Genomic DNA, 22,556 nt, shown 5'->3' on the forward strand with positions numbered 1-22,556 from the left:
TCCCCTTATTGGAAAATGGCTTTTTCTTATGCTTGAATGAAGACAACCTTCAAATAGTTTCCTTCAGGATAATTCTTAGTTGTACGGAAATCCTCGGGAAGGGTATACTCTTCGAGGATACGATACGTTTGTCCAGATTCTTTAAAGGCATCAGCAATAAATCCTTTAAATTTTTTCATTCCAAATGCACTGCTATTGGTTGATGCCACAATGACGCCGTTCTCAGCCGTGATTTGGATAGCTTCTTTTAATAGCTTTTTATAATCCTTCGCTGCACTGAATGTGTGTTTTTTCGATCGTGCAAAGGAAGGCGGGTCTAAGATGACTAAATCATAGGTCCATCCCTTCTTCGCTGCAAATGGGAAGTATTTAAATACGTCCATGACTTTGATATCCTGTCCGTCCACATCAATTCCATTGACTTCAAACTGCTCGGATGTTTTTTTCAAGCTGCGGTTTGCGACATCCACACTTGTCGTACGGCTCGCTCCGCCAATCGCTGCTGCCACCGAGAAAGCGCCTGTGTAAGAAAATGTATTGAGCACAGTCTTTCCTTTTGCATAACGATCTCGGATTGCTTTTCTCACATGACGCTGATCAAGGAAAATGCCTGTCATAGCGCCATCATTTAAGTAAACCGCCACGTTCATACCGTTTTCTTTCACGATGAGAGGAAAGTCCCCTTTTTCTCCCTTCACAAAATCATCATCCTCAATGTATTGTCCAGACGTATCAAAGCGTTTCTTTTCATAAATTCCTTTATAGTCTGGATATACCTGCTCAAGCGCAGCCAATACATCTGCTTTTAATGTATTAACACCTTCGCTATACCATTGGATGAGATAGAATCCGTCATAATAATCAATGGTGATTCCACCAATTCCATCACCCTCTCCATTGAACACACGAAAAGCAGTCGTCTGCGTATCACGAAATAAATGCGTTCTACTTTTCGCTGCCTGCTCAAGCTTAGAGACAAAAAAGGCCTGATCTATTTTTTCGTTCGCATCAAAGGAAAGCACCCAGCCGATTCCTTTATTTTGCACACCATAATAGCCTTTTCCTAAAAAGGAGCCTCTTTCATCCACCCATTCAATGAGCTCGCCTTCCTGCACTCCGTTCACACGCGATACAGCATCTTTTGAAATGAGCGGATATCCCTTTTTCACTTGTTCTGCAAATGTTTGTTTTAATGAGATTTTTTTCATTTGTGTCATCCTTATCCTAAATTGACTCTCTCTATCCTACCATATGAATGTATACGTTACTTCTATTATGATAAGATGAGGAGAAAAATATCAACATGACATAGAGGAGGCTCTTCTTTTGACGACATTACGCTTAGATCATACAGGTATTATGGTCACGAATATTGATCAGTCCATTGATTTTTATGAAAAAGTTGTGGGCATGAAATTAAAGGATCGGATCACTCATACAAACGGAGTGATTGAGCTTGCATTTCTTGGATTCAAAGACGAAGCAGAAACGGAAATTGAGCTCATTCAGGGCTACAGCAGTGACCTGCCATCTGAAGGAAAGGTCCACCATCTCGCCTTCACAACAGACAATATTCATGCTGAATTCAACCGTATTCAAAAGCTGCAAATTGAATTAATAGATGAGGAAATCACAACATTGCCAAATGGATATTGCTACTTCTTTTTCAGAGGACCAGATCAAGAATGGATTGAATTCTTCCAGCGCTAATATTTCCTAGGAAATTGGGTGGCTATCCTATCTTCATATGAATGGCGATGTCTCTTATGATCCATTTATTTATAAAAAAGAGTAAGAGCATGTATATCTGCCCTTACTCTTTTTTTATAGCACCTTGCTAAGGAATGATTTTGTACGCTCATGCTGCGGGTTTCCAAAGAGTGCTTCCGGTTTGTCTTCTTCGACGATATAACCGCCATCCATAAAGATCACGCGGTCTCCTACCTCTCTTGCAAAGCCCATTTCATGTGTGACCACAATCATCGTCATGCCTTCGACTGCTAATTGTTTCATAACAGCTAATACATCCCCAACGACCTCAGGGTCAAGTGCCGATGTCGGTTCATCGAATAATAGCACTTTCGGGTCCATCGCCAAGGCTCTTGCAATGGCGACACGCTGTTTTTGTCCACCAGATAATTGGTTAGGATAGCTTTTGGCTTTGTCCTTTAAGCCGACCTTTTCAAGCAAGTCTATGGCTTTATCGACTGCCGCCTTCTTTTCGACACCTTTTACCTTAATTGGTGCGATCGTGATATTTTCTAAAACCGTTTTATGAGGAAATAAATTAAAGTGCTGAAATACCATGCCCACTTCTTGCCGTACTTTATTGATGTTAACCTTTGGATCTGTAATCGTATGTCCATGGACAATGACTTCTCCAGCAGTAATATCCTCTAATTTATTAAGACATCGTAGAAACGTGCTTTTTCCTGATCCAGAGGGACCAATGACACACACTACCTCCTTTTCCTCAATGACTGCATTCATATCCTTTAAGACTTCGTTCTCACCAAAGGATTTCTTTAAGTTTTTCACCGTAATCATACTCATTTGATATCAAATCTCCTTTCTGCATAGCTAGCCAGTAGAGAAAGTAAATAAATGATCACGAAATAAATGACACCGACAATGAGCCAGACATTTAAAGGATCAAATGTAGCCGATGCTTGTACTTGCCCTCGCTGCATAATATCGGCGATCCCGATAATAGATAAGAGGGACGTGTCCTTTAAGCTGATGATGGCTTGGTTTGTAATCGCTGGAAGCATCCGGCGAAATGCCTGCGGAAGGACAATAAAGCGCATGTTTTGTCCCCCTGTAAAACCTAGAGAGCGTGCGGCTTCTGTTTGTCCTTTATCAATGGACTGAATCCCTGCACGAATAATTTCTGAGAAATAAGCCCCCGCATTAATCGCTACTGTAATAATCCCTGCCGGCACTCGATCAAGCGAAATGAATTCAAGTGTATTCAAACCAAAATAAATGAAGAATAGCTGTACGATAAACGGCGTACCTCGAATGGCATTTACAAAAACGAGTGCGATGAAATTCAAGACTTTAAATGGTGACAGGCGGAATAATGCCACAATTAAACCGATGATAAATCCTAAAATGATAGCAACAACAAAGATGTATAAAGTGGTTTGCAAACCATCCATTAAATATGGAAATGCATTCATAATCGTATCCATGTTTCTCCCTCCCTAATTCACATACGATGTACACATAAAGAAAGCGCGCTCGGAGCGCGCCTCGCTTGTGTTATGACTTCAAATATTTATCAATGATTTTGTCATATTCACCGTTTTTCTTTAGGTTCTCTAGGCCTTTATTGATTTTCTTCAGTAAGTCTTGGTTTTTCCCCTTCATCACAGAGATACCGTATTGGTCCCCATTCAAACGGTCTCCAACTGTTTTCAATTTTAAATCTTGTTGGGCGATCGCATACGTAATGACAGGATAATCCTCGATCAATGCATCTGCATTTCCATTCGATACTTCTTGGAACATAGATGGACTGTCATTAAATTGAACAACTTCATACCCATATTTATCTGCGTTATCTGATGCAAATTTTGCTCCTGTTGTCCCATTTTTAACAGCTAGCTTTTTCCCCTTTAAATCATCAATTGATTTGATGCTGCTGTCCTTTTTCACGACAACTGTCAGTCCAGCGTCGAAATATGGATCTGAGAAATCTACTTTCTTTTTACGCTCATCTGTAATACTCATCCCGCCCATTCCCACATCAAGCTGACCTGCTTGCATCGCTGGAATGATCCCTGAGAAGTCCATTGCTTCAAGCTTCACTTTGAAATCTTGGTCCTTTGCAATCGCGTTAATTAAATCAACGTCTATTCCTTCATATTTACCGCCCTTTTCAAATTCAAATGGCGGATATGTTGTATCTATCCCAATTTTATATGTGCCTTTGCCTTCTCCCGAACCGCTGTCCGATTTCGATCCACAGGCTGCCATGACAAGCACAACAATTAGTCCCATGATCAGTAACATCGATTTCTTCATAAAACACGACCCCCTATTGTCAGTTTTGTCTAAATATTCGCAATAACAATATTACTATACCACGCTAAATCTATGGTGTGTGATGTTTTTTATCAATACCAAAGATCTATACAATTCTAGATCAATAGTCTCTTTAAATTTTACTTTTTTTGCGAATAACTCATTTTATTCTGAAAGAAGAGGGATTCACAATCATGATGTAAGATAATCTCACGTAAAAATGAGTCTGCACCTTGAAAATCGCCGTTTCTTTCTCTTCTACGAAAAAACACTCATCGACCGCCATTCTCTCTCTATTGATATTGCAATATATTTTTTCAAAAACCCTCTATTTACCTAAAAAAATGTAAGCGTATACAAAATCCTTGGAATCCCTTTATTTTTCACTATTGGTTGAATTTACATCAAAAAACATGTTTTACAATTCGCGAGAGAGCGCTTAAAATATAAGAAGATACTTAATATGGAAAGTTGATTCAAATGACCGGAAATCGAAATAGACGGATAGATGAAGAAAGGAGGATATGAGTTGGCAGAAACTAGGGTTTTGTCGTCCGTTGATGTAGCGAATATGCTAAATGACTGGTATGTCATGATGAAAAAAAGAGAGATACAAGAAGCGATACAGCTAAAAGAAGACATTCTTCAAGCGTTTGATCGAATGGAAGAGAATCAAGACGTCTTACTTTACTATCAATTACTAGAATACCGATTTAAGGATCTCATCGAAGATACAGCTTCGTTAGATCATAGTCTTTTTGTTGATGAAAATGCGATCCGTACGGATGATATGCTCAGCTACTATTTCTATTTCTTTAAAGGCATGTATGAAATGCGCAGAGGGAATCAAGATACGGCATTTCATCATTTAAGATTGGCCGAGGAAAAATTAGACCTCGTGCACGATGACATTGAAAAAGCAGAATTTCATTATAAAACTGGATGCCTATACTATAATATTAGGTCCACGCTTCTCTCCATACACCACTTAAAGATGGCTTCATCTATTTACGACGCAGATCCATGTTATGTGAAAAAATCAATCAGCTGTCAAATGATGCTTGCTTTGAATTATGCTGATCAATCGAAATATGATGAGGCAGTGACGTTGTTTGAAGAAGTGATTCATTCACTAGAACAGATGGAAGACCCAGACTTACTTGGTCACGCGTATTGCAATGCAGCCTTTATTAAAAGTTTAAGAAATGAATACAGTGAAGCTGTACCGCTCCTAGAAAAAGCTTTATTCATTGAGACATTCGAAACTTCTTCTCCAGGCGGCTATTTACTTGCCATGTATGGCTACACAAAAGCACTATTTAAGCTGAAAAAGCCTGGTTTGTTCCACTATTACGTACAGCTTTCACTTCAAAAAGCAGAAAATTTAAAACAACGAAACATTTCACTTAAATTATCCATTTTAGAAACACTCATGCTTCAGCCAGACAACATGATCGAGCAAATCATGTCTTATTGTGATCAATTAGAATCAATGAATTTCCTTGTCGATCTTGAAGCCATCTGTCAGGATGTAGCAGCTTACTTAACGGATAATGGGCTTCATGAAGAATCCACTTATTTTTGGAACAAGGCGTTGTCCTTAAAAACTTGTTAAGAATATGGAGTGATGTATGATGAAGAAATGGCTCATCACAAGTGCGATTTTTACGCTCTTGATAACAGGTATTTTCATTGGAACTTCTAGCCAAAAAGACAGCCAATCTGCACAATCTCAAGACAAGAGTACGATCATTCAAAAGAGAGATCGCGGAACCAACCCTTAATATGGAAGCCTTTGTCTTCTTTTCAGCGTGATAGAAAACCTTTGCAGTCTAGGAAGGACGAGTACCGGAGCGGAGCGAATTTGAGATTCGTGAGCACCAGCACGCAGGACTGACACCGAATGCGAGGGTTTGTCTACACGCTGAGAGTAGCTGTCAAAAACAGCTACTCTTTTTATCTGCTAATCAATTTCTCGTTTGATATTTTGCATTTTTTCATCTAAGTAATGGGCGATATCTGCCGCTTCCTTCAGTTCATCGGTGAGCTGATGAGGGACATCGTTTTGCAGTTTATAATAGATTTTATGTTCAAGACTCGCCCAGAAATCCATCGCAATGGTCCGAACCTGAATCTCGACCTTCACATGCTCCACACGATTCGTTAAGTAGACAGGAATCTCAACAATTAAATGAAGACTTCTGTAGCCGTTTGGCTTTGGATGTTGAATGTAATCCTTCACTTCAAGGATCTTTAAATCTTCTCTTTGCCTCAATACATCAATAACGTTATAGATATCCTGAATAAAGGAGCAGATGATGCGTACTCCAGCGATATCATGAATATGCTCCTTTGCACATTGTGTAGTGATGTCGCATCCCTTTCTTGCTAGCTTATTTACGATGCTTTCAAAGGATTTGATCCGTGATTTTGTATGCTCTATTGGGTTATGTCCATGGATTAAATTATATTCCTGACTAATTATTGAAAACTTTGTATCCATTTCATCTAACGCAAATTTATATACTAATAATTCATTTTTCCAGTCTTCCATGACACTTTTCAAATCTTCTACATGAGTTGCTGACATATTCATTCTATTTGTCATCTCCTTTTGGCAAACGGCGGTTACACCGCTTTCCGTTTACTAGACGGAGAGAGGACTCGAATGGTTTTAAAAAAATACGTCTTAGCTACGCTGCTTGTAATACGTCAGCGCCAGCGCAAGTGCAAGCACCGATCCTTTCACAATGTCCATCGCATAGTAAGGGACAGACATCATCACAAGTCCATTTTGTAAAATACCGATGAGCACAGCACCAATAAAAGTGCCAAATGCGTTTGGCTTACCTGCTCCCATGACAGAAAAGCCGATAAAGGCAGCCGCTACTCCATCCATTAAATAAGGCGCTCCAGCATTAATTTCTGCTGTCATCACCCTTGACGCCAGTACAATACCACCTATCGCTGCAAATAAAGCAGAGAGAAGATATGCTGCGATTTTGTATTTGTTCACATGAATGCCAGACAATCGAGCCGCTTCCTTATTCCCACCGATGATGTACATCAATCGGCCATGCTTTGTGTAGGTCATGAAAACATGTGCAAATAGCACGATGGCTGCCATAATCAGAATGATATATGGCACCTGTCCGATTTTACTGAAAAAGGCGGGGATGGTACCAGTCGAGAAAGTACCATCAGGCAGCACCATATTTTCAGAAATGGTCGCACCTTTCGTATAGGTTTGTGCCAGCCCTTGAATGATAAACATCATGGCTAATGTCATAAGCATATCTGGAATCTTCATTTTGACAATCATCCATGCATTCAGTAAACCAACAATAATAGAAGCCGCTAGCGCAGAGAGGATCGCAATCAGTGGATTTTGCGAGAACCATACAAACATAGAGATTACAATCGCATTCGATAACGTAGCGACTGAGCCTACTGATAAATCAAAGCCATTCACTGCCAATGATATCGTTAAGCCCACCGCAATGATGGTGACAATTGAGATAGATCGTAAAATGTTGATGATATTCCCTGATTGCAAAAACGCTGGATTCGCTGCCGCAAATACCACGATCAAAACGACAATCGTTAAGATAGTGCCGTATTGATAAAAGAAATCAAACAGGTGAAATGATGGCCGCTGTTTTTTCATTTGCTGCACAGGGGCTGAAATTTGTCGTTCGCTCATGATTGTCCTCCTGTTGAATGATATAAAAGCTCTTCTTCTGTCGTTGGTGCGGTCATTTCCCGGGCAATGCTGCCATCATATAGCACGTATACTCGATCTGCGATGCCCGCAATTTCCGCCAGCTCACTTGACGCATAAATCACGGACTTTCCCCGGGCGGCAAGTTCTGCAATAAGAGAGAAAATGTCTTTTTTCGCTCCAACGTCTACGCCTTTGGTTGGTTCATCAAAGAGATACACATCCGCCTCAGCTAGCAGCCATTTTCCAATGGCAATCTTCTGCTGATTTCCACCAGATAAATGCTTTACCTTCGCCTCAAGAGAAGGCGTTTTGACGCCAAGCCGTTTGACGATTTCACCTGCTGCCTGCTTTTCCTTAGGACGATGTAAGAAGCTGAGCACCCGTGAGAATGAGCGAAGACTTGCAGCTGTTAAGTTCCATCCCACGGTCTCTTCCGTTAGAATCCCTTCTTTTCTCCGCTCCTCGGGAACAAGTGCCAAGCCGGCTCTCACGGCTTGATGAGGCGATTTGATTTGAATGGTTTTACCATGAAGCTGCACAGTGCCCGCCTTCTTTTCTGAGGCGCCGAAAAGGGCTTTGCACAACTCTGTTTTACCAGCACCGACAAGTCCTGCAATCCCGAGAATTTCTCCCTTTTTCACATGAAGATGAATGTTGCTTAATTTATGCTGGTCGTATAACTGTTTCACTTCAAGCACAATAGGTGCATCCTTCAAAGGTGTACGGGGCGGGAATTGCTCCTCTAATGGCGCGCCTAGCATTTCCTCAATGATCTGCTGGGGATTGGTGTCTTTGACGAGGTGTGCCGCCACATCGGTTCCATTTCGCATCACAGTCAGCTCATCACAGATGTTGAAAATTTCGGGCATGCGATGGGAGATAAAAACGATGCCCGTTCCATTCTTTTTCAGCTGATCAATCATTGAGAATAACTTGCTTGTTTCCGCATGACTAAGCGGAGCGGTTGGTTCATCTAAAATTAAAATGCTGCATTTGATCGAAACGGCCTTGGCAATGAGCACCATCTGTTTTTCTGCAAGTGTCAGATCACTCACAAGACGTTTTGTAGAGATGTCGATGTCCATCTCTTTTAATAGTTGAGCCGCCTTGCGATGAAGCTCTTTCCAGCGGACAAATGATTTTTTCTCAATCTCATGCATCATCATGTTCTCACCAACACTTAGATAGGGAACAAGAGCCGTATCCACTTCTTGATGGACCGTCTGCACACCGTATGAGGCCGCTTCCTTTGGTGTTTGAATCGATGCAGCCTTGCCATTGATGTGGATGGTTCCTTCAAAATGCGAATGAACGCCAGAAAGAACTTTCATTAACGTTGACTTCCCAGCACCATTCGCTCCAATCAGCGCATGGACCGTGCCTTTTTTTAATGTGAAATTCACTTGATCCAGCGCTTTAACCCCAGGGAATTCAATCGAAATGTTCTCCATACAAACAAGCGGCGAAGTCATAGGTGTCCTCCTTGTCTATTGATCGTCATTTGAAAAACGAAACACCCTCTATGGAAAGAGAGTGTACGTTGTTTATTTTGCATAATGTTTCTTCAAGGTCTTCATCCAATCTTCTTCAAAAGCAGTAGATGAACCGAACCCCTTTACTTCTTCCGCAAGATTGACCATATTGATGGCCTTGCCTGCTTGTTGAAGCTGCTTTTGTGAAATGAGAGAGGCCTCAAGGTCATAGGAAGATGGTGTTTTCTCTCCAGCTATTTTCTTCGCAAGAATCCTCACGTCAACTGCACCAATGAGCTTCGGATCAACCGCTGCTGTGTACTTCCATGAGCTGTCTTTCGCTGTCATTTCCTGAAGATCGGCATTTGACACATCAATACCGTAAATCTTCACTTCTGTTCTTCCTGCTTCCTTTAAGGCTCTTGCTGCACCAATAGCAAATGCGTCCCACGTGGCAAAAATAGCGTCAAGCTTGCCCTTTGGATACTTATTCAGCATGGCAGCCACTGCATTTTGTGTTTGAACAGACGTATCAGAGGAAGCAATGCCAAAACGGTCAAGCTCCTTGAGCCCTGCATGCTGTTTGAGTGTTTCTTGGTACACCTTGTTTCGTCTCACCATTGGCGGGAACCCATCTACCCAGAGGTATGCAATATTTGCTTTTCCTTTAAAATCAGATACGAGTGCGTCTAATGATTTTTTCGCTAATTGTTCGTCATCTTGAGACGTCACTGTGACCCCTTTGATGTCCTTCAGCTTAGGATTCGAATCAAACGCTACGACTGGAATGCCCTTCGCTGTGATCTTTTTCACGTCAGCGACGGTCGCCTCGTCGTCCCCATGAGAGATGATAAAGCCATCATAATTTTCTTCCAGCGCCTGAGAGATCGCATCATGGAATTTCGCTGTATTTCCATTTGCGGTGTAGACATCTACCGTAAAGCCAAGCGCTTCACCTTCTGCCTTCGTCCCAGCTAAAAACTGCGCTGTATGATCATCTCCTCCGATTTTACGGATGACTTTAATTTTTGCTCCCTGTCCCTTTGCAAAGCGCTTCGGTACATTGTCAAAGGAAACTTTTTCGTTCGCATTCGCCTTTGAGCCTGAGCTTGATCCTGCTCCACAGCCTGCTAATAGGACGGTTAGGATCGTCAATAATACAAGAGATGATGTCCAATATTTACGTTTCATTGCTGTTCCTCCTCCAGTTATTTTATTTATCACATCAGAAAACTAGGTAAAAAAGTAAGAAAACGCCAGTAAACCAATGGATTGCTTCTAAAATAGAGACAAAAAAGCCTCTCTTGAAGAAGAGAGGCTTGATCACCGTTGCATGAAACATGTATCGGGAAGTCTTCCTCTCTTATCTGTCAAAGCTGTAACAGCTTTGCAGGAATTAGCACCAATTTCTAAAAATAGAAACGGTTGCTGGGCGTCATAGGGCCAGTCCCTCTGCCTCTCTTGATAAGAGATCCGTTATGAAATTTGTTTTAGTTGAAATGTCTTCTTTACTTTAATGCGATGTCCCACCAATGTCAATGACTTTTTTGAATATTTCTAAAATGATATGTGCATGGTCATTGATTTGATTAACTGCCGACGATTTTCTTGGCAGGTGAAGATTTCTTCAGACGGAAATCATATTTTTTCTCATTCACATAATGTGGATTGAGGTGTACTGATCCTTTATCTTGACCGCTTTTGGAGCGATACGTTTTGTAGCCTTCCATCCATTTTCCGCGCCATACCCACTGTGATGCTTTCGCACCTTTGCGGTCATCATAGACGTTCTTCTGGAATGTATTCTTTTGGTTCACTTGATAAAGGTTCACGACTAAGTAATGCGATCTACTAGCTGTCATGATATTATTCGTGATCCGATTGTTCACTGCTTGATATTGCATGAGCAATTGACCGCCTTCTAGGCCGGCTGTGTCATTTTTGTACAAAATATTATGCGAGATGGTCGTGTTTGTTGTTCCGCCCCGCTTCTTATCATAGCCGCCAATTGAAATGCCTGTATAACGGTTTAGATACACTTGATTGTGCTCGATGCGAATGCGATCCGCCATTTTCCCTTTATGTTCACTTGTGACTTCAATCCCAAGGTCATTGTGATGTGTGATGTTATGATCGATCACAATGTCTTTCCCGCCATCCACATAAATTCCGCCAGCGGAGATGTCCTTGCCGTAAGCTGGATTCCCATAACTCGTAATCCCATATACTTTGTTTCTAGATACGACACCATTTCTGACCTGATCATATTTTTTAGAAGGGGCTACTTTCTCAAAACCAATTAAATCAATGCCAATATTATCAGTGTGCCTGACCGTGTTATGTGTCACGCGAAATTTTTTGACGTTCCCGTTTAACACAAGGGCTTCACTGAAGCCAAGTTTTAATTTTTCAACGGTATTTCCTTTGATTTCAATGTCTTCAATGGCAGCAGGAGCTTTTGTCCCATAGACAGCAATACCATGCGCATTCCCATTTTTGTGTGTCGTCTGAATGTCATACACTCGGTTGTTGAGCAGCTTGACTCCTTTGCCGCTTCCTTTGATGAAAATACCGACTGGTGTTACATCTTCTTTATTCGTCTTAATATGCCCAACCGTAAGACCTTTGAGTGTGATGTAGCTTTTTTGATCGATCGTTACAAGACCGCCGTCTGCTTGATTTCCTTTAAGGGATGCTCCGCTAATGACAGGCTTTTCTTTTCCATAAGCTTGAAAGACAACTGGTGCTTTCTTTGTTCCTGAATGACGGACAATCAATTTCTCTTTGTATGTACCGCCTCTCATGTAAATCGTTGCCCCAGCTTTAGCCATACTTGCCGATTTCTTCAGTGTGCGGAAAGGTTTTTGCTGCGTTCCCGGGTTTTGGTCGTTTCCGTTTGTTGCCACGTAATAAGTTGTGCCTTGCTTGGCGCCAGCCTCCTCTGTCATCGCTTGACAGCCAAAGCTGATCACGGTTATGAATATAATCAGTAAGATACCTGGTATCATTCGTTTCATCTCGTTGTTTGCTCCTTTCACTTCTCTTCTTCCTTTATCGGTTAAAAAAAAGAGGATTAAAATATGACGCTGCCCCTTGCAAGGTACTGGTCAAAAGGTGTATGGTTGAAAGAATATCTTACAGGAACCACTCGTTATAAATTGTCAGATTAATCAGTTAATAATGCATTTGGTTTTTATTTCTTTTTTGAAAAGGGGTGACATGAGCCAAACTGACGGGAGAGAAGAAAAGCGCTTTAACAGATTTTTCTTGTCTGAATTCTAGAAAACCTATTGCTAATATTTTGTGAAGGTATAGAATAGAATCATAATTATTTCATATTATTAGAATTTTCAAATAATCAAACAGCAAGGAGATTTACGATGCCAAAACAACCCATCCGCGTTGAACTTAGTTCAACAAAAAAACCAAAACCTCAATCTGATCAACTTGAATTCGGAAAAATCTTCACAGACCACATGTTTGTGATGGATTATTCAATTGATAAAGGCTGGTACGATCCAAGAATTATTCCTTATCAGGCGATTCCAATGGACCCAGCTTCTATGGTCTACCATTATGGTCAATCTGTTTTTGAAGGCTTAAAGGCTTATGTTTCGGAGGATCAAAAAATTCTCTTATTCCGTCCGGAAAAGAACATGGAACGCTTAAACAGATCGAATGACCGCCTATGTATCCCGCAAATTGATACAGAAACGGTTTTAGAGGGCTTAAATGAACTCATTCGTATTGATAAGGATTGGGTACCTGATGCAGAGGGCACTTCCTTGTATATTCGTCCATTCATTATTTCCACTGAGCCATATTTAGGCGTTGCACCGTCAAGCACGTATAAGCTGCTCATTATTTTATCTCCAGTGGGATCATACTATAAAGAAGGCATCCATCCGGTGAAAATTGCGGTTGAAAACGAGTTTGTCCGTGCCGTTAAGGGTGGAACAGGAAATGCCAAAACAGCCGGAAACTATGCATCAAGCCTGAAGGCACAGCAAGTCGCTGAAACCAAAGGGTTTTCACAGGTTCTTTGGCTTGATGGGGTCGAGAAAAAGTACATTGAAGAAGTCGGCAGTATGAATATCTTCTTTAAAATCAATGGAGAAATCGTGACACCTGAATTGAACGGCAGCATTTTAGAAGGCATCACACGTAACTCTGTACTTGAGCTGTTAAAGCATTGGGACATTCCAGTGACAGAACGCAAAATTTCAATTGATGAGTTAATTGAAGCACATCAAGCAGGCGAACTTGAAGAAATCTTTGGAACTGGGACGGCGGCCGTAATCTCTCCTGTCGGTGAATTAATTTATCACGATCAGCCATATGTCATTCAAAATGGTCAAACAGGCGAAGTATCGAAGAAATTGTACGAAGCCATTACTGGCATTCAAAAAGGAACACAGCCAGACATCTTTGGCTGGACAGTAGAAGTTGACTCGGTTGTCAAGCAGGCTTAAGCATGTGAAAGAACCTTTCAGTCATGAAGGGTTCTTTTTTTGTTTATTTACCCCTCCAATATACCTTATAATGGTAATCATACGTATAAGGAGTGATGGTATGTTTTTTACTTATCTACTAGCGTTCTTAGGTATTTGCATCGGATCGATGATCATAGCTACAGGTTTCGACGATTCACCGTTCCTCACCCGGTTTCTATTTAAGGTTCTCGGGATTTTTATCCTTGTTCTTTCCATTACTTTTGTAAAGGTTAGACGAAAGAGGCTACACAACAAAAAGGCGAAATAGACTCAGATGTCCAGTCAGCCGCCCATCAAATCGTGCACCAAAACAAGACCGATACCCCCACAATCGCCCCTGCATATATCCACTGTTTCCTTTTTATGCTCCGCTTTCTTTCGATCAGTAAAAAGATCTCTGGTAAAAAGACGATGATGATTTCTAGGATAAAGACAAGATAATAAACAAGCGGCATGGGCTGGAAATCAAAGTCTCTTTCATCTCCACCAATCGTTGCGAAATACATCAACAGGTTGGTCACTGGAATGGTAAAACAAACGAGCAGGCGGAGAACATAAATCCACACATACTGTCTATGACGAATAAGACCAATAAATGAAGCAATGATGCCATACAAAAACAAGACCACTGTGCCATAACTCATCAGTGGTTGAACGATAAAGCCGTAAAGCATTAAACCAATTGCAACCATATTCAAACCGTCCTTTCTTTGAAGCCATACATGCTGTTTTTTCTATCATACACTTCTTTCTTGAATTCCCATATGGGGCAATGATAAAAAACGACCCCATAAAGGGGCCACTTTGTTTTACGCTTTGACTGATTTGAAGAATTGCGGTAAATACTCACGGTGCGCTTCGAGCATTTCATCTAACATTTGCTTTGCAATTTCGTCAGAAGGGACAAGCGGGTTGATCGTCATGGCGACAAGAGCCGTCTCGTAATTTCCTGTCACAGCCGCTTCAGCTGCCATGCGCTCAAATGATTTGATTTGCTGAACGAGCCCTCTCACTGCCACAGGCAGATCACCTGTCGCTATAGGTTTTGGTCCGTCCTTCGTAATGATACAGTTCACTTCCACCGCTGATTCCGGTGGAATGCTGGCAATCGCTCCTCTGTTCACTGTATTCACGGGTTGAATGTCATGCTTATCATTATAGATCGAGCTGATTAAGTTACATGCGGCATCGCTGTAATACGCCCCGCCTCTTTTTTCGAGCTGCGGCGGTTTAATCGATAAATCAGGATCTTTATACAGCTCAAATAATTCTTGCTCGACTTGCTGCACAACCTCTGCTCTTGTTCCTTTTTCTTGGGCCGCCTTTTGCTCTTCTTCCAGCATATCTTTTGTTTTATAGTAATAACGGTGATACGGACATGGGATAACCCCTAAGCCTTTGACAAAAGATGGCTCCCAGTTTTTCGCTTCAATGTTTTTCATGGACCACTGGCTATTCGGATTTCCTAGTTCATCGAGCACTTGATCCATAATGCTGACCCCGTCTAAATACACGTCTAATCCATAGACCATGTGATTGAGACCGGCAAACTGCACCTCAATACGTTCAACATCCACATCTAACGCCTTGGCAATCCCCATTTTGATCCCAATCGGCACATTGCATAGACCGACCACTTTTTTTAGATTCGTGTACCGTAAAACAGCTTCTGTGACCATGCCTGCTGGATTTGTAAAGTTCACAAGCCATGCATCTGGACAAAGCTTCTCCATATCCTTCACGATCTCTAGAATGACTGGAATGGTGCGAAGACCTTTAAATAAACCGCCTGGCCCGTTTGTTTCCTGCCCAATGACGCCGTATTTGAGCGGTATTCTCTCATCCTTTGCCCGTGCTTCCAGCAGTCCTACACGAAATTGTGTCGTGACAAAGTCTGCGTCCTTCAGGGCTGCCCGGCGGTCAAGAGTCAGGTGTACCTCAATCGGCAGACCGGCTTTTTCGACCATACGTTTTGCCAGAGCACCCACGATGTTCAGCTTTTCCTGCCCTGCTTCAATATCCACAAGCCATAATTCCTTTACAGGCAATTCATGATACCGTTTGATAAAACCTTCAACCAGCTCAGGCGTATAGCTCGAGCCACCGCCTATTGTGACAATTTTGATTCCGTCTTTCATGAATTGACACCTCCGAGTTGCTTCATTTTTTCATGGAGCTCGATGATTTCCGCTGCAAGCTCCTTGACGGTCATGGCGTTCATGAGATGATCTTGTGCATGAATCATTAAGAGACTGATGCCTGCCTTTTCTCCTCTGATTTCTCCTTGGATCAGCTCTGTCTGTGCGTGATGCGCCTCATTTAACGCGTCCTGTGCTTCCTGCAATTTTTGCTTCGCCTCATCAAAGTTGCCTTGCTTTGCACATGTAATGGCCTCCATTGCAGAGCTTCTGCCATTTCCACCGTGTAAGATGAGTTGAAACACAATTTGTTCCATTTCCATCGGCCGCATCCCCCTTGTTCCCTCTATTACATGCTGACGACATTTTCATCAGTTGATGCTTTTGTTTCCAGCTCACTTTCTTCTTTCCATTTCTGCTTATCCCACATTCTAAAGAACGGGTAGTATAGCGCAAATGACAACGCGAGGTTGATCAGCTGCATAACAGCGCCAGAGATTTTCCCGCCTGTTGCGAGATAGCCTGAAATGATTGGCGGCATTGTCCATGGGACAGCGATTCCTGCCGGTTTTGCCACAAGTCCTGTACTCATTCCGATATATGTGGTGATGATCATCATGATTGGCGTGAGGATAAACGGAATGAGAAGCATTGGGTTCATCACAATCGGCATTCCAAAAATGATCGGTTCGTTGATGTTAAAGATGGCTGGCCCAATGGCAAGTCGGCCAAGCTGTTTCATTTGTTTACTTCTGGCACGTAAGATCATCGTCAGCACCAAAGCAAGTGTCGCGCCGCTTCCGCCGACATTGATGAAAATTTCAAAGAATTGCGCTGTGAAGATATTTGGCAGCACCTCTCCTGCTTGAAACGCAAGACGGTTCTCATCCATCGCACCGAGCCAAATCGGACCCATGACGCCGCCGACAATTGTTGCTCCATGAATACCGCATGCCCAGAGGAGCATTTGCACACCCACGGCGACGATACTCCCGCCTAAGCTTCCACCAAGAATGGAAAGCGGTGTGCCAATTAAGACGGTGATGATATTATGAATACTCTCAAAAGGTGTCATCTCAATCACAAGTCTCGTGACCCAGATCAGCGTGATCACCACAAAACCTGGAATAAGTGCGATAAACGATTTACTGACGGCCGGCGGTACACCATCAGGCATTTTAATGACAATATTCCGCTGTACAATGAAGCGGTAAATTTCTGTTGAAAGCATGGCAATAATCATGGCGACGAATAACCCTTTGCTGCCCATGAGTGTGACCGGAATTCCGCCATTCACTAGGATGGCTTCTGTTGAGCCTTCAGGTGTGAAAGGCACTTGATATGGCGTGGCCAAAAGGAAAGCCGCGACAGCGATCGCACCAGATGATAGTGCATCAACGGCATACTTTTCAGCAAGCCTGTAGGCAATCCCAAAGGTTGCAACAAGTGCCATAATGTCAAATGTTGCATTAACAGGATAGGATAGTTTCGTGGCCCATTCGGCTCCAAAGATACTTGCCATAAAATCGCTGTATCCTGGGATCGGAAGGTTGGCTAAAATGAGAAACAGTGAACCGACAATAATGAGAGGCATGGTTAAAACAATTCCGTCACGCAATGCTTGTAAATGTCTTTGAGCGGCAATCTTTCCTGCAAACGGCATAACCTTCTCTTCTAGAAATCGGTTGAATCCATTCATCCCTTCCGCCCCCTCTATCCGTTCACTAGCTGTTCAGCAGATTTTAGAACCTCGGCGCCATTACACACGCCATAATGCACGGTATTAATGACGTCTACTGGAATTCCTTTTTCTTCTCCGAGCTTTTTCATTTGTGGTAATAAATATCGAACCTGAGGTCCTAATAAAAGCACATCGGCTTGATCAATATGACTTTTTGCAGCATCTCCAGATACCGCCCAAATGCGATAGTCTTTTCCTTGTTCTTGTGCGCTTTTCTCCATTTTTGTGACAAGTAAGCTTGTTGACATACCTGCTGCGCAAACCAATAAGATGTTCATGTGTAAACGCCCCCTTTTCAAAGTGTGAAGCTTTTCTTTACACTTTCATCATATTATGAAACCGCTTTCATAAACACCTATACTTTTTCCTTTAGGAAGCGGAAAAAGTTAATGTCACACTGTTAGTTCTTGTACGAAGGGGCCTTTTTGTACATGATATCGAGCATGTCTTCAAATGTATCACAGGCGATGAGATGCTGAATGAATTTCACATTATGCACAAGCTCTCCCAGCAGCCGGTACATCCCTTTTAAATCTTTGGCGTTCTCTTTTTCGACACAAAGCAAGCAGACAAATTGAACCTTTTTCTCTCCCCAAATGATCGGTTTTTCTAATGTACATATCGCCCAAAACGTCTCTTCTGTCAGCGGGGTCATCGGATGCGGAATCGCTGTATAATGCCCGAAGGAGGTAGGTGCTGCCTCTTCTCTTTCCATCACAGATGGTGTGAGCTCTGCTGGTGCTAACCCCATGTCGATGACTTTTTGCGTGAGAAAGGTCATGACCTCTTCCTTTGTTTGAAAGGCACGTCTTGTAAAGACCAATTCCCTTTTCATATATTGTGAGGCTAATGTCACTCTTGTTTCACTCGTCAGGGCTTCTTCAATTTTTAAAAAGTCGCCGCCTCCTAAAATGGTGTTCACTTGAATGACTGGAATCGGTAAATCTATATGAATAGGGATCGTCGTAATAATCAAATCCAGAGCATGTAAAGAGGCTTGCGGAAGTGAATAAAGCTCTGCTGTTCCTAAAATGGTCAGCTTTGACCCAAATTGTGACCGCAAACGATCCTGCAATAGCCTTGCACTCCCTGCACCAGATGCACAGACAATGAGACATCGCTTCGGCGGAATCTCCATTTTCCTACGCTCTAAAGCAGCACCAAAATGGAGCGCCATATATCCGATTTCATTCTCATGAATGGATAGGCCCGCCTCTTCTTCAATGACCCTGCTGGCAATAATCCCTGCTTCAAAGGCAAGTGGATACCCTGCTTTTATTTCATCAAGCATCGGATTTCTTAAGTTCATTCCATATTTACACCGGTTCATGGCAGGCTTTAAGTGCAGACTGAGCCCAATCATTAATTCCGCATCACTAGCTAAATCAAGCTGCAATTTTTGGTCAATGGCTTTCAGCATGTACTGAACGAGACGGCTCGTGTCATCATCCACAATTTGTTTTTGACCGCTTGATGAAAAGGACTGTACCATTTTGGCTGTTCCTAGCAAATGAATGGCGATATAGACGATCTCCTCTTGTGGAAATGAGACATCCAGCAGCCCTTCGAGACGTTCCACCATTTTTTTGGCTACCTTGTATTCCTTTGCCCGTGGAATTTCGTTGATTTCCTCTGGAAGAACAGATACATAGTTTCCGTGTCTAATTCGTTTACAGGCAATGGCGACATGGACAATTAAATTATTCACGCAAATGTCTGATAGATTCATTCTTTCCTCATTGATATAATCAATCATTGTTTTCTGAATCAATTCCAGCTCATGTTTTGGCAAAATGGTGACAGCTGTGTTCAGCATCGTTTGGCAGGAAAGTCGCTCGTTGAATAAATATTCTGACATGCAATACCGAATTTTCATCTCTGATCCTTTAATCCGGCAGCCTTTGTTCGGCTTCGCTTCCAGCTTCAGATCAAAGGGTTCAAGCTTGCGTTTGACCCATTTCATATCGTTACTCATTGTCGATTTACTAATAAACAGCTGCTCCTGTAAGTCCTCTAGCTTCACATACGATTCTGCCAGAAGAAGCTTTTTTAAAATAAACCGAACACGCTCCTCCGGCAGAACGGCAAGCGGCTCTTCCTGCTCGACCTCCCCCTTCATAAAACGGCGAAAAGCATTCTCATCTTTAATCAACAGCTCATAGCCAGCTCCTCTAACAGCTGCTACAGCCGCTTGATAAGGGGCAAGGCGGTCATTTAGTTCCTTGATGTCTGTACGAATGGTGCGGCTTGTCACTTGTAAGCTGACAGAAAGTGCAGCGCTTGTAAGTGGGGTCTCAGCTGCCATCAGCTGACTTAAGATGTGCGCCAGTCTTTTACTCAGCATCAAATCGGCCTCCTTATGTAAGGATGGAGAATCTGCCTTGTCTGGACAGGTTGTATACGCTTGCAGTTCTCTTCATTACTCATATTCTACTGAAAAGAAATAAAAATTGCCAATTCATTTATATGACAAATGCCCCTATTTATACGACTAACCATATCTAATGACCTACGAATCTCCTTTTTAGATGTTTCTTTGAAAACGACGAAAAAAGGCGTTACACCTTCGTGTAGCCGCCTTTTTTATGAGGAGATGAGCTGTGTAAAGACAACCAATCTTTTTTCATGTGTACCTGCTGCATGATCAAATGTCCCAGTACATGTGATTAAATTGAGATTCCGTGTAAAGGCGTACCCGAAAAAAGCATTTGGCTTCTCTTCACGCGGATAGCTTTGCACTTTGATGACTTCAAAGGTTCGCTTTTTTCCTGACGAAGACATCACGATCACCTTGTCTCCCTTTTTTAGCTCCTTTAGTCGATAAAAAACAGATGGCCCCCATTTATTATCAACATGACCATTCATGACAGCATTCCCTTTATCCCCTGGCTTCGGACCATCTTCAAACCAAGCCGTGTTGTCAGTATTTTTAGGGACACCCATACTGCCACCCTTTGATAAAGCCGTTTTCTCCACTTTTGCTTTGACATCAATAGCGGGAATAGCAATGTCAGCTGGAACAATACCAGACGGCTCGTCTTTTAACGTATCGTGTGAGTGGCTCTGTTTCTCAGCTTGATTTGTGGCCATTTTCTCAGGAGGTGATGTTGTTTCTGAGGATGACGATTCATCCATAAAATGTGATGCACAGCCTGTGATGATGAGAAGCGTGAGAATACCCATCAGCCATTTTTTCACGCAAGTCGGCCTCCTTTTGAAGAAAGGAACGGCACAATTATGCACGCTCCCCTCTTGTCTTTATGATTTTGAATTTGATGTCTTGCGGCGAATGAGGAAGAACGCACCCGCTGCACCTCCGGCTAAGATGAGACTAGCGATCATCCCAGCAAAAGCTTCATATGACATGCCTAAAGGACCGGCAGTACCTCCCATACCCGTTTTCGGCATTTCATTTGGCATTTTGGATTTGAACAGTTCAGGATGCTGATCGACAATAGCTGATGCGACATCTTGACCAACCATGAACATATGACCATACGCCTCTCTCACTGTCGGATAAAGCTGATCATATTCACCCTGATGATAAGACGTATACGTTTTGATCAGCTCATCAATATGTGTTTTCAAGCCTGCTTCTAAATCAGCCGCCTTCAAACGTCCATCTGTCGCTTGATCTAAAAACGTCGCTTGCTTCATCCGGTAAGCATCTAAATCTTTGACGGCCTTCTCCTTCGCTTTTTCGTCACCTGATGCATCCGCTTTGACATAATCAACTAGGTAACCGATATGGCTTGACCAAATGGTTTTAAATTGTTTTCCTGCATCCTTTCCATAAACAGATGCAATGGCATCTGATAAATCATTTGTATTTTCATTTAAAGCAGCCGCTGCTTGGTCAAAGTCCTTGCTGCCATCATTTCCTTTTTGCATGGCAACTACCGCGAGTGCCAAATGCTCTGAGAACAAGTAATTTAAATCCTCACGAAGATCTGCGGCTGGTGTATCCACTGATTTTTGATCAAATTTCCCAGGAAATTGATCTGTCATCGCCCATGACACGCCTTTGCCTACTTCAAACATATGATGAATGGATTTTCTAACGGTGTCATAGGTCGTATCAAAATCCTTTTCTGTGTAGCTGTTAAAAGCTTTCAGTAGTTCATTGACGTGCATCTTTAAGCCTTCTTCAAGTTCACTTGCTTTCAATCTTCCACCCGTTGCTTTGTCAAGCATATCAGCTTGTTTCATGCGATATTGATCAAGCTGTTTGACTGCTTTCTTTTTACCTGCTTCATCTCTTTTCGCTGTTGCTTGTACATAATCAACAAAGTAGCTAATATGGCTTGACCAAATGTCTTTGAACTGTTTCCCTGCTTTTTTTCCGTACACAGAGGCGATCGCATCTGATAAGTCATTCGTGTTTTCATTTAACGCCGCCGCTGCTTGATCGAAATCTTTACTGCCGTCAATTCCCTTTTGCATCGTGATCACTGCTAAATAGGCATGCTCTGAGAACAGCTGGTCTAGTGCTGCTCGAAGATCCGTTGCTTTATTTGACACCTCTTGTGATGAAGACGTCTTCTTTGCATCACCATGCATATGTCCTTCGTGTGCACTTGCAATATGAGTCGCTGGGAATAGTAATACTGCGCTAAGCGGGATGGTTAAAATAGCTTTTTTCATGTTCATCTGTTATTGCCTCCTCTTTCCGTTTGTTATGTACTTAACGGAGTAAGAGTGGAAATGGATCATTCGAATCTATTATTTTTTCTTTCATCGCAGGGTCTGGATATGATTCCATAAAAAAAAGCCGGATGATCCGGCTGATACGTTACGACCTTTTGATGCTTTTCGCTCTTTATATATTTTCCTCACCACTGGATAAATCACTGGTGCCCATTTGACAACTTGTTTCAGCCATTTTTTCATTTTCTCCCGCGCCTCCTTATTGTCATTCTTACAGGACGATTCCCCATCTAGTCATGAAATAAACAGGTG

At 42.3% G+C, this 22,556-nt stretch carries 22 protein-coding genes and 1 riboswitch; of the genes, 4 read left to right on the forward strand and 18 right to left on the reverse strand.

Translation table 11 applies throughout. From position 1 onward, the window contains the following. Positions 1-26: 26 nt before the first annotated feature. A complete protein-coding gene (locus tag ACYH0L_RS17700) occupies positions 27-1,208 on the reverse strand; it encodes a class I SAM-dependent rRNA methyltransferase (RefSeq protein ID WP_482354187.1) in 1,182 nt (393 codons plus the stop codon). Between the two features lie 118 nt (positions 1,209-1,326). On the opposite strand from ACYH0L_RS17700, the gene ACYH0L_RS17705 reads away from it, so the two are divergent. Further along, positions 1,327-1,710, forward strand: coding sequence for a VOC family protein (locus tag ACYH0L_RS17705; RefSeq protein WP_008345541.1), 384 nt, complete (start codon positions 1,327-1,329; stop codon positions 1,708-1,710). Between the two features lie 114 nt (positions 1,711-1,824). Here ACYH0L_RS17705 and ACYH0L_RS17710 read toward each other — a convergent pair whose 3' ends face one another. The 3 genes from ACYH0L_RS17710 to ACYH0L_RS17720 all read right to left on the reverse strand — a co-directional run bounded on the left by ACYH0L_RS17710 (position 1,825) and on the right by ACYH0L_RS17720 (position 4,029). Then, positions 1,825-2,553, reverse strand: a complete 729-nt coding sequence (locus ACYH0L_RS17710; RefSeq protein WP_305881444.1) for an amino acid ABC transporter ATP-binding protein — start codon at positions 2,551-2,553, stop codon at positions 1,825-1,827. Continuing rightward, positions 2,550-3,194 (reverse strand): amino acid ABC transporter permease, encoded by a 645-nt coding sequence (locus ACYH0L_RS17715; RefSeq protein ID WP_099728043.1) that lies wholly within the window; start codon positions 3,192-3,194, stop codon positions 2,550-2,552. The genes ACYH0L_RS17710 and ACYH0L_RS17715 overlap by 4 nt, the downstream gene beginning before the upstream one ends. 70 nt (positions 3,195-3,264) lie before the next feature. Then, a complete protein-coding gene (locus tag ACYH0L_RS17720) occupies positions 3,265-4,029 on the reverse strand; it encodes a transporter substrate-binding domain-containing protein (protein ID WP_034660424.1) in 765 nt (254 codons plus the stop codon). 529 nt (positions 4,030-4,558) lie between these two features. Here ACYH0L_RS17720 and ACYH0L_RS17725 point away from each other — a divergent pair. Beyond that, positions 4,559-5,644 (forward strand): response regulator aspartate phosphatase, encoded by a 1,086-nt coding sequence (locus tag ACYH0L_RS17725; protein WP_482354188.1) that lies wholly within the window; start codon positions 4,559-4,561, stop codon positions 5,642-5,644. Between the two features lie 16 nt (positions 5,645-5,660). Then, positions 5,661-5,813, forward strand: coding sequence for a hypothetical protein (locus tag ACYH0L_RS17730; RefSeq protein WP_256499113.1), 153 nt, complete (start codon positions 5,661-5,663; stop codon positions 5,811-5,813). Positions 5,814-5,992: 179 nt separating this feature from the next. On the opposite strand, the gene ywaC is transcribed toward ACYH0L_RS17730, so the two are convergent. The 5 genes from ywaC to ACYH0L_RS17755 all read right to left on the reverse strand — a co-directional run bounded on the left by ywaC (position 5,993) and on the right by ACYH0L_RS17755 (position 12,242). Continuing rightward, positions 5,993-6,625, reverse strand: a complete 633-nt coding sequence (gene ywaC, locus ACYH0L_RS17735; RefSeq protein WP_099728045.1) for a GTP pyrophosphokinase YwaC — start codon at positions 6,623-6,625, stop codon at positions 5,993-5,995. Positions 6,626-6,718: 93 nt separating this feature from the next. Further along, positions 6,719-7,732 (reverse strand): ABC transporter permease, encoded by a 1,014-nt coding sequence (locus ACYH0L_RS17740; protein ID WP_256499114.1) that lies wholly within the window; start codon positions 7,730-7,732, stop codon positions 6,719-6,721. Further along, positions 7,729-9,225: a sugar ABC transporter ATP-binding protein gene (locus ACYH0L_RS17745; RefSeq protein ID WP_410612318.1), complete on the reverse strand. Its 1,497-nt coding sequence runs from the start codon at positions 9,223-9,225 to the stop codon at positions 7,729-7,731. Before ACYH0L_RS17745 ends, ACYH0L_RS17740 begins: the two co-directional genes overlap by 4 nt. A gap of 72 nt (positions 9,226-9,297) precedes the next feature. Continuing rightward, a complete protein-coding gene (locus ACYH0L_RS17750; protein WP_327924900.1) occupies positions 9,298-10,416 on the reverse strand; it encodes a sugar ABC transporter substrate-binding protein in 1,119 nt (372 codons plus the stop codon). A gap of 169 nt (positions 10,417-10,585) precedes the next feature. Next, positions 10,586-10,696: riboswitch (SAM riboswitch) on the reverse strand. Between the two features lie 118 nt (positions 10,697-10,814). Next, positions 10,815-12,242 (reverse strand): right-handed parallel beta-helix repeat-containing protein, encoded by a 1,428-nt coding sequence (locus ACYH0L_RS17755; protein WP_482354189.1) that lies wholly within the window; start codon positions 12,240-12,242, stop codon positions 10,815-10,817. A gap of 363 nt (positions 12,243-12,605) precedes the next feature. Between ACYH0L_RS17755 and ACYH0L_RS17760 the strand changes: the two genes are divergently transcribed. Further along, on the forward strand, positions 12,606-13,697 hold the full coding sequence (locus tag ACYH0L_RS17760) for a branched-chain amino acid aminotransferase (RefSeq protein WP_099728049.1): 1,092 nt from the start codon (positions 12,606-12,608) through the stop codon (positions 13,695-13,697). 314 nt (positions 13,698-14,011) lie between these two features. Here ACYH0L_RS17760 and ACYH0L_RS17765 read toward each other — a convergent pair whose 3' ends face one another. From ACYH0L_RS17765 to ACYH0L_RS17805, 9 genes are all read right to left on the reverse strand, one after another. After that, positions 14,012-14,410 (reverse strand): hypothetical protein, encoded by a 399-nt coding sequence (locus ACYH0L_RS17765; RefSeq protein ID WP_034660737.1) that lies wholly within the window; start codon positions 14,408-14,410, stop codon positions 14,012-14,014. Between the two features lie 117 nt (positions 14,411-14,527). Next, positions 14,528-15,856, reverse strand: coding sequence for a 6-phospho-beta-glucosidase (locus tag ACYH0L_RS17770; protein ID WP_256499133.1), 1,329 nt, complete (start codon positions 15,854-15,856; stop codon positions 14,528-14,530). Continuing rightward, positions 15,853-16,179, reverse strand: coding sequence for a PTS lactose/cellobiose transporter subunit IIA (locus ACYH0L_RS17775; protein ID WP_230031591.1), 327 nt, complete (start codon positions 16,177-16,179; stop codon positions 15,853-15,855). The genes ACYH0L_RS17770 and ACYH0L_RS17775 overlap by 4 nt, the downstream gene beginning before the upstream one ends. A gap of 26 nt (positions 16,180-16,205) precedes the next feature. Next, entirely contained in the window at positions 16,206-17,555 is a 1,350-nt protein-coding gene (gene celB / locus ACYH0L_RS17780; RefSeq protein WP_099727159.1) for a PTS cellobiose transporter subunit IIC, read from the reverse strand. Between the two features lie 14 nt (positions 17,556-17,569). After that, positions 17,570-17,875, reverse strand: coding sequence for a PTS sugar transporter subunit IIB (locus ACYH0L_RS17785; RefSeq protein ID WP_008355465.1), 306 nt, complete (start codon positions 17,873-17,875; stop codon positions 17,570-17,572). A 122-nt stretch (positions 17,876-17,997) separates the two neighbouring features. Beyond that, entirely contained in the window at positions 17,998-19,941 is a 1,944-nt protein-coding gene (locus ACYH0L_RS17790) for a BglG family transcription antiterminator (protein ID WP_249705631.1), read from the reverse strand. Positions 19,942-20,180: 239 nt separating this feature from the next. Then, the gene (locus ACYH0L_RS17795; protein ID WP_099727161.1) at positions 20,181-20,795 is read right to left on the reverse strand and encodes a class F sortase; all 615 of its coding nucleotides are present in this window, start codon (positions 20,793-20,795) and stop codon (positions 20,181-20,183) included. A gap of 60 nt (positions 20,796-20,855) precedes the next feature. Next, positions 20,856-22,247 carry a copper amine oxidase gene (locus tag ACYH0L_RS17800; RefSeq protein ID WP_256499134.1) on the reverse strand — a complete coding sequence of 464 codons (1,392 nt, stop codon included), beginning with the start codon at positions 22,245-22,247 and terminating at the stop codon, positions 20,856-20,858. Between the two features lie 84 nt (positions 22,248-22,331). Continuing rightward, positions 22,332-22,487, reverse strand: coding sequence for a hypothetical protein (locus ACYH0L_RS17805; protein ID WP_249705633.1), 156 nt, complete (start codon positions 22,485-22,487; stop codon positions 22,332-22,334). Positions 22,488-22,556 lie beyond the last annotated feature (69 nt).

This window comes from Bacillus sp. MC1252 (assembly GCF_056838025.1).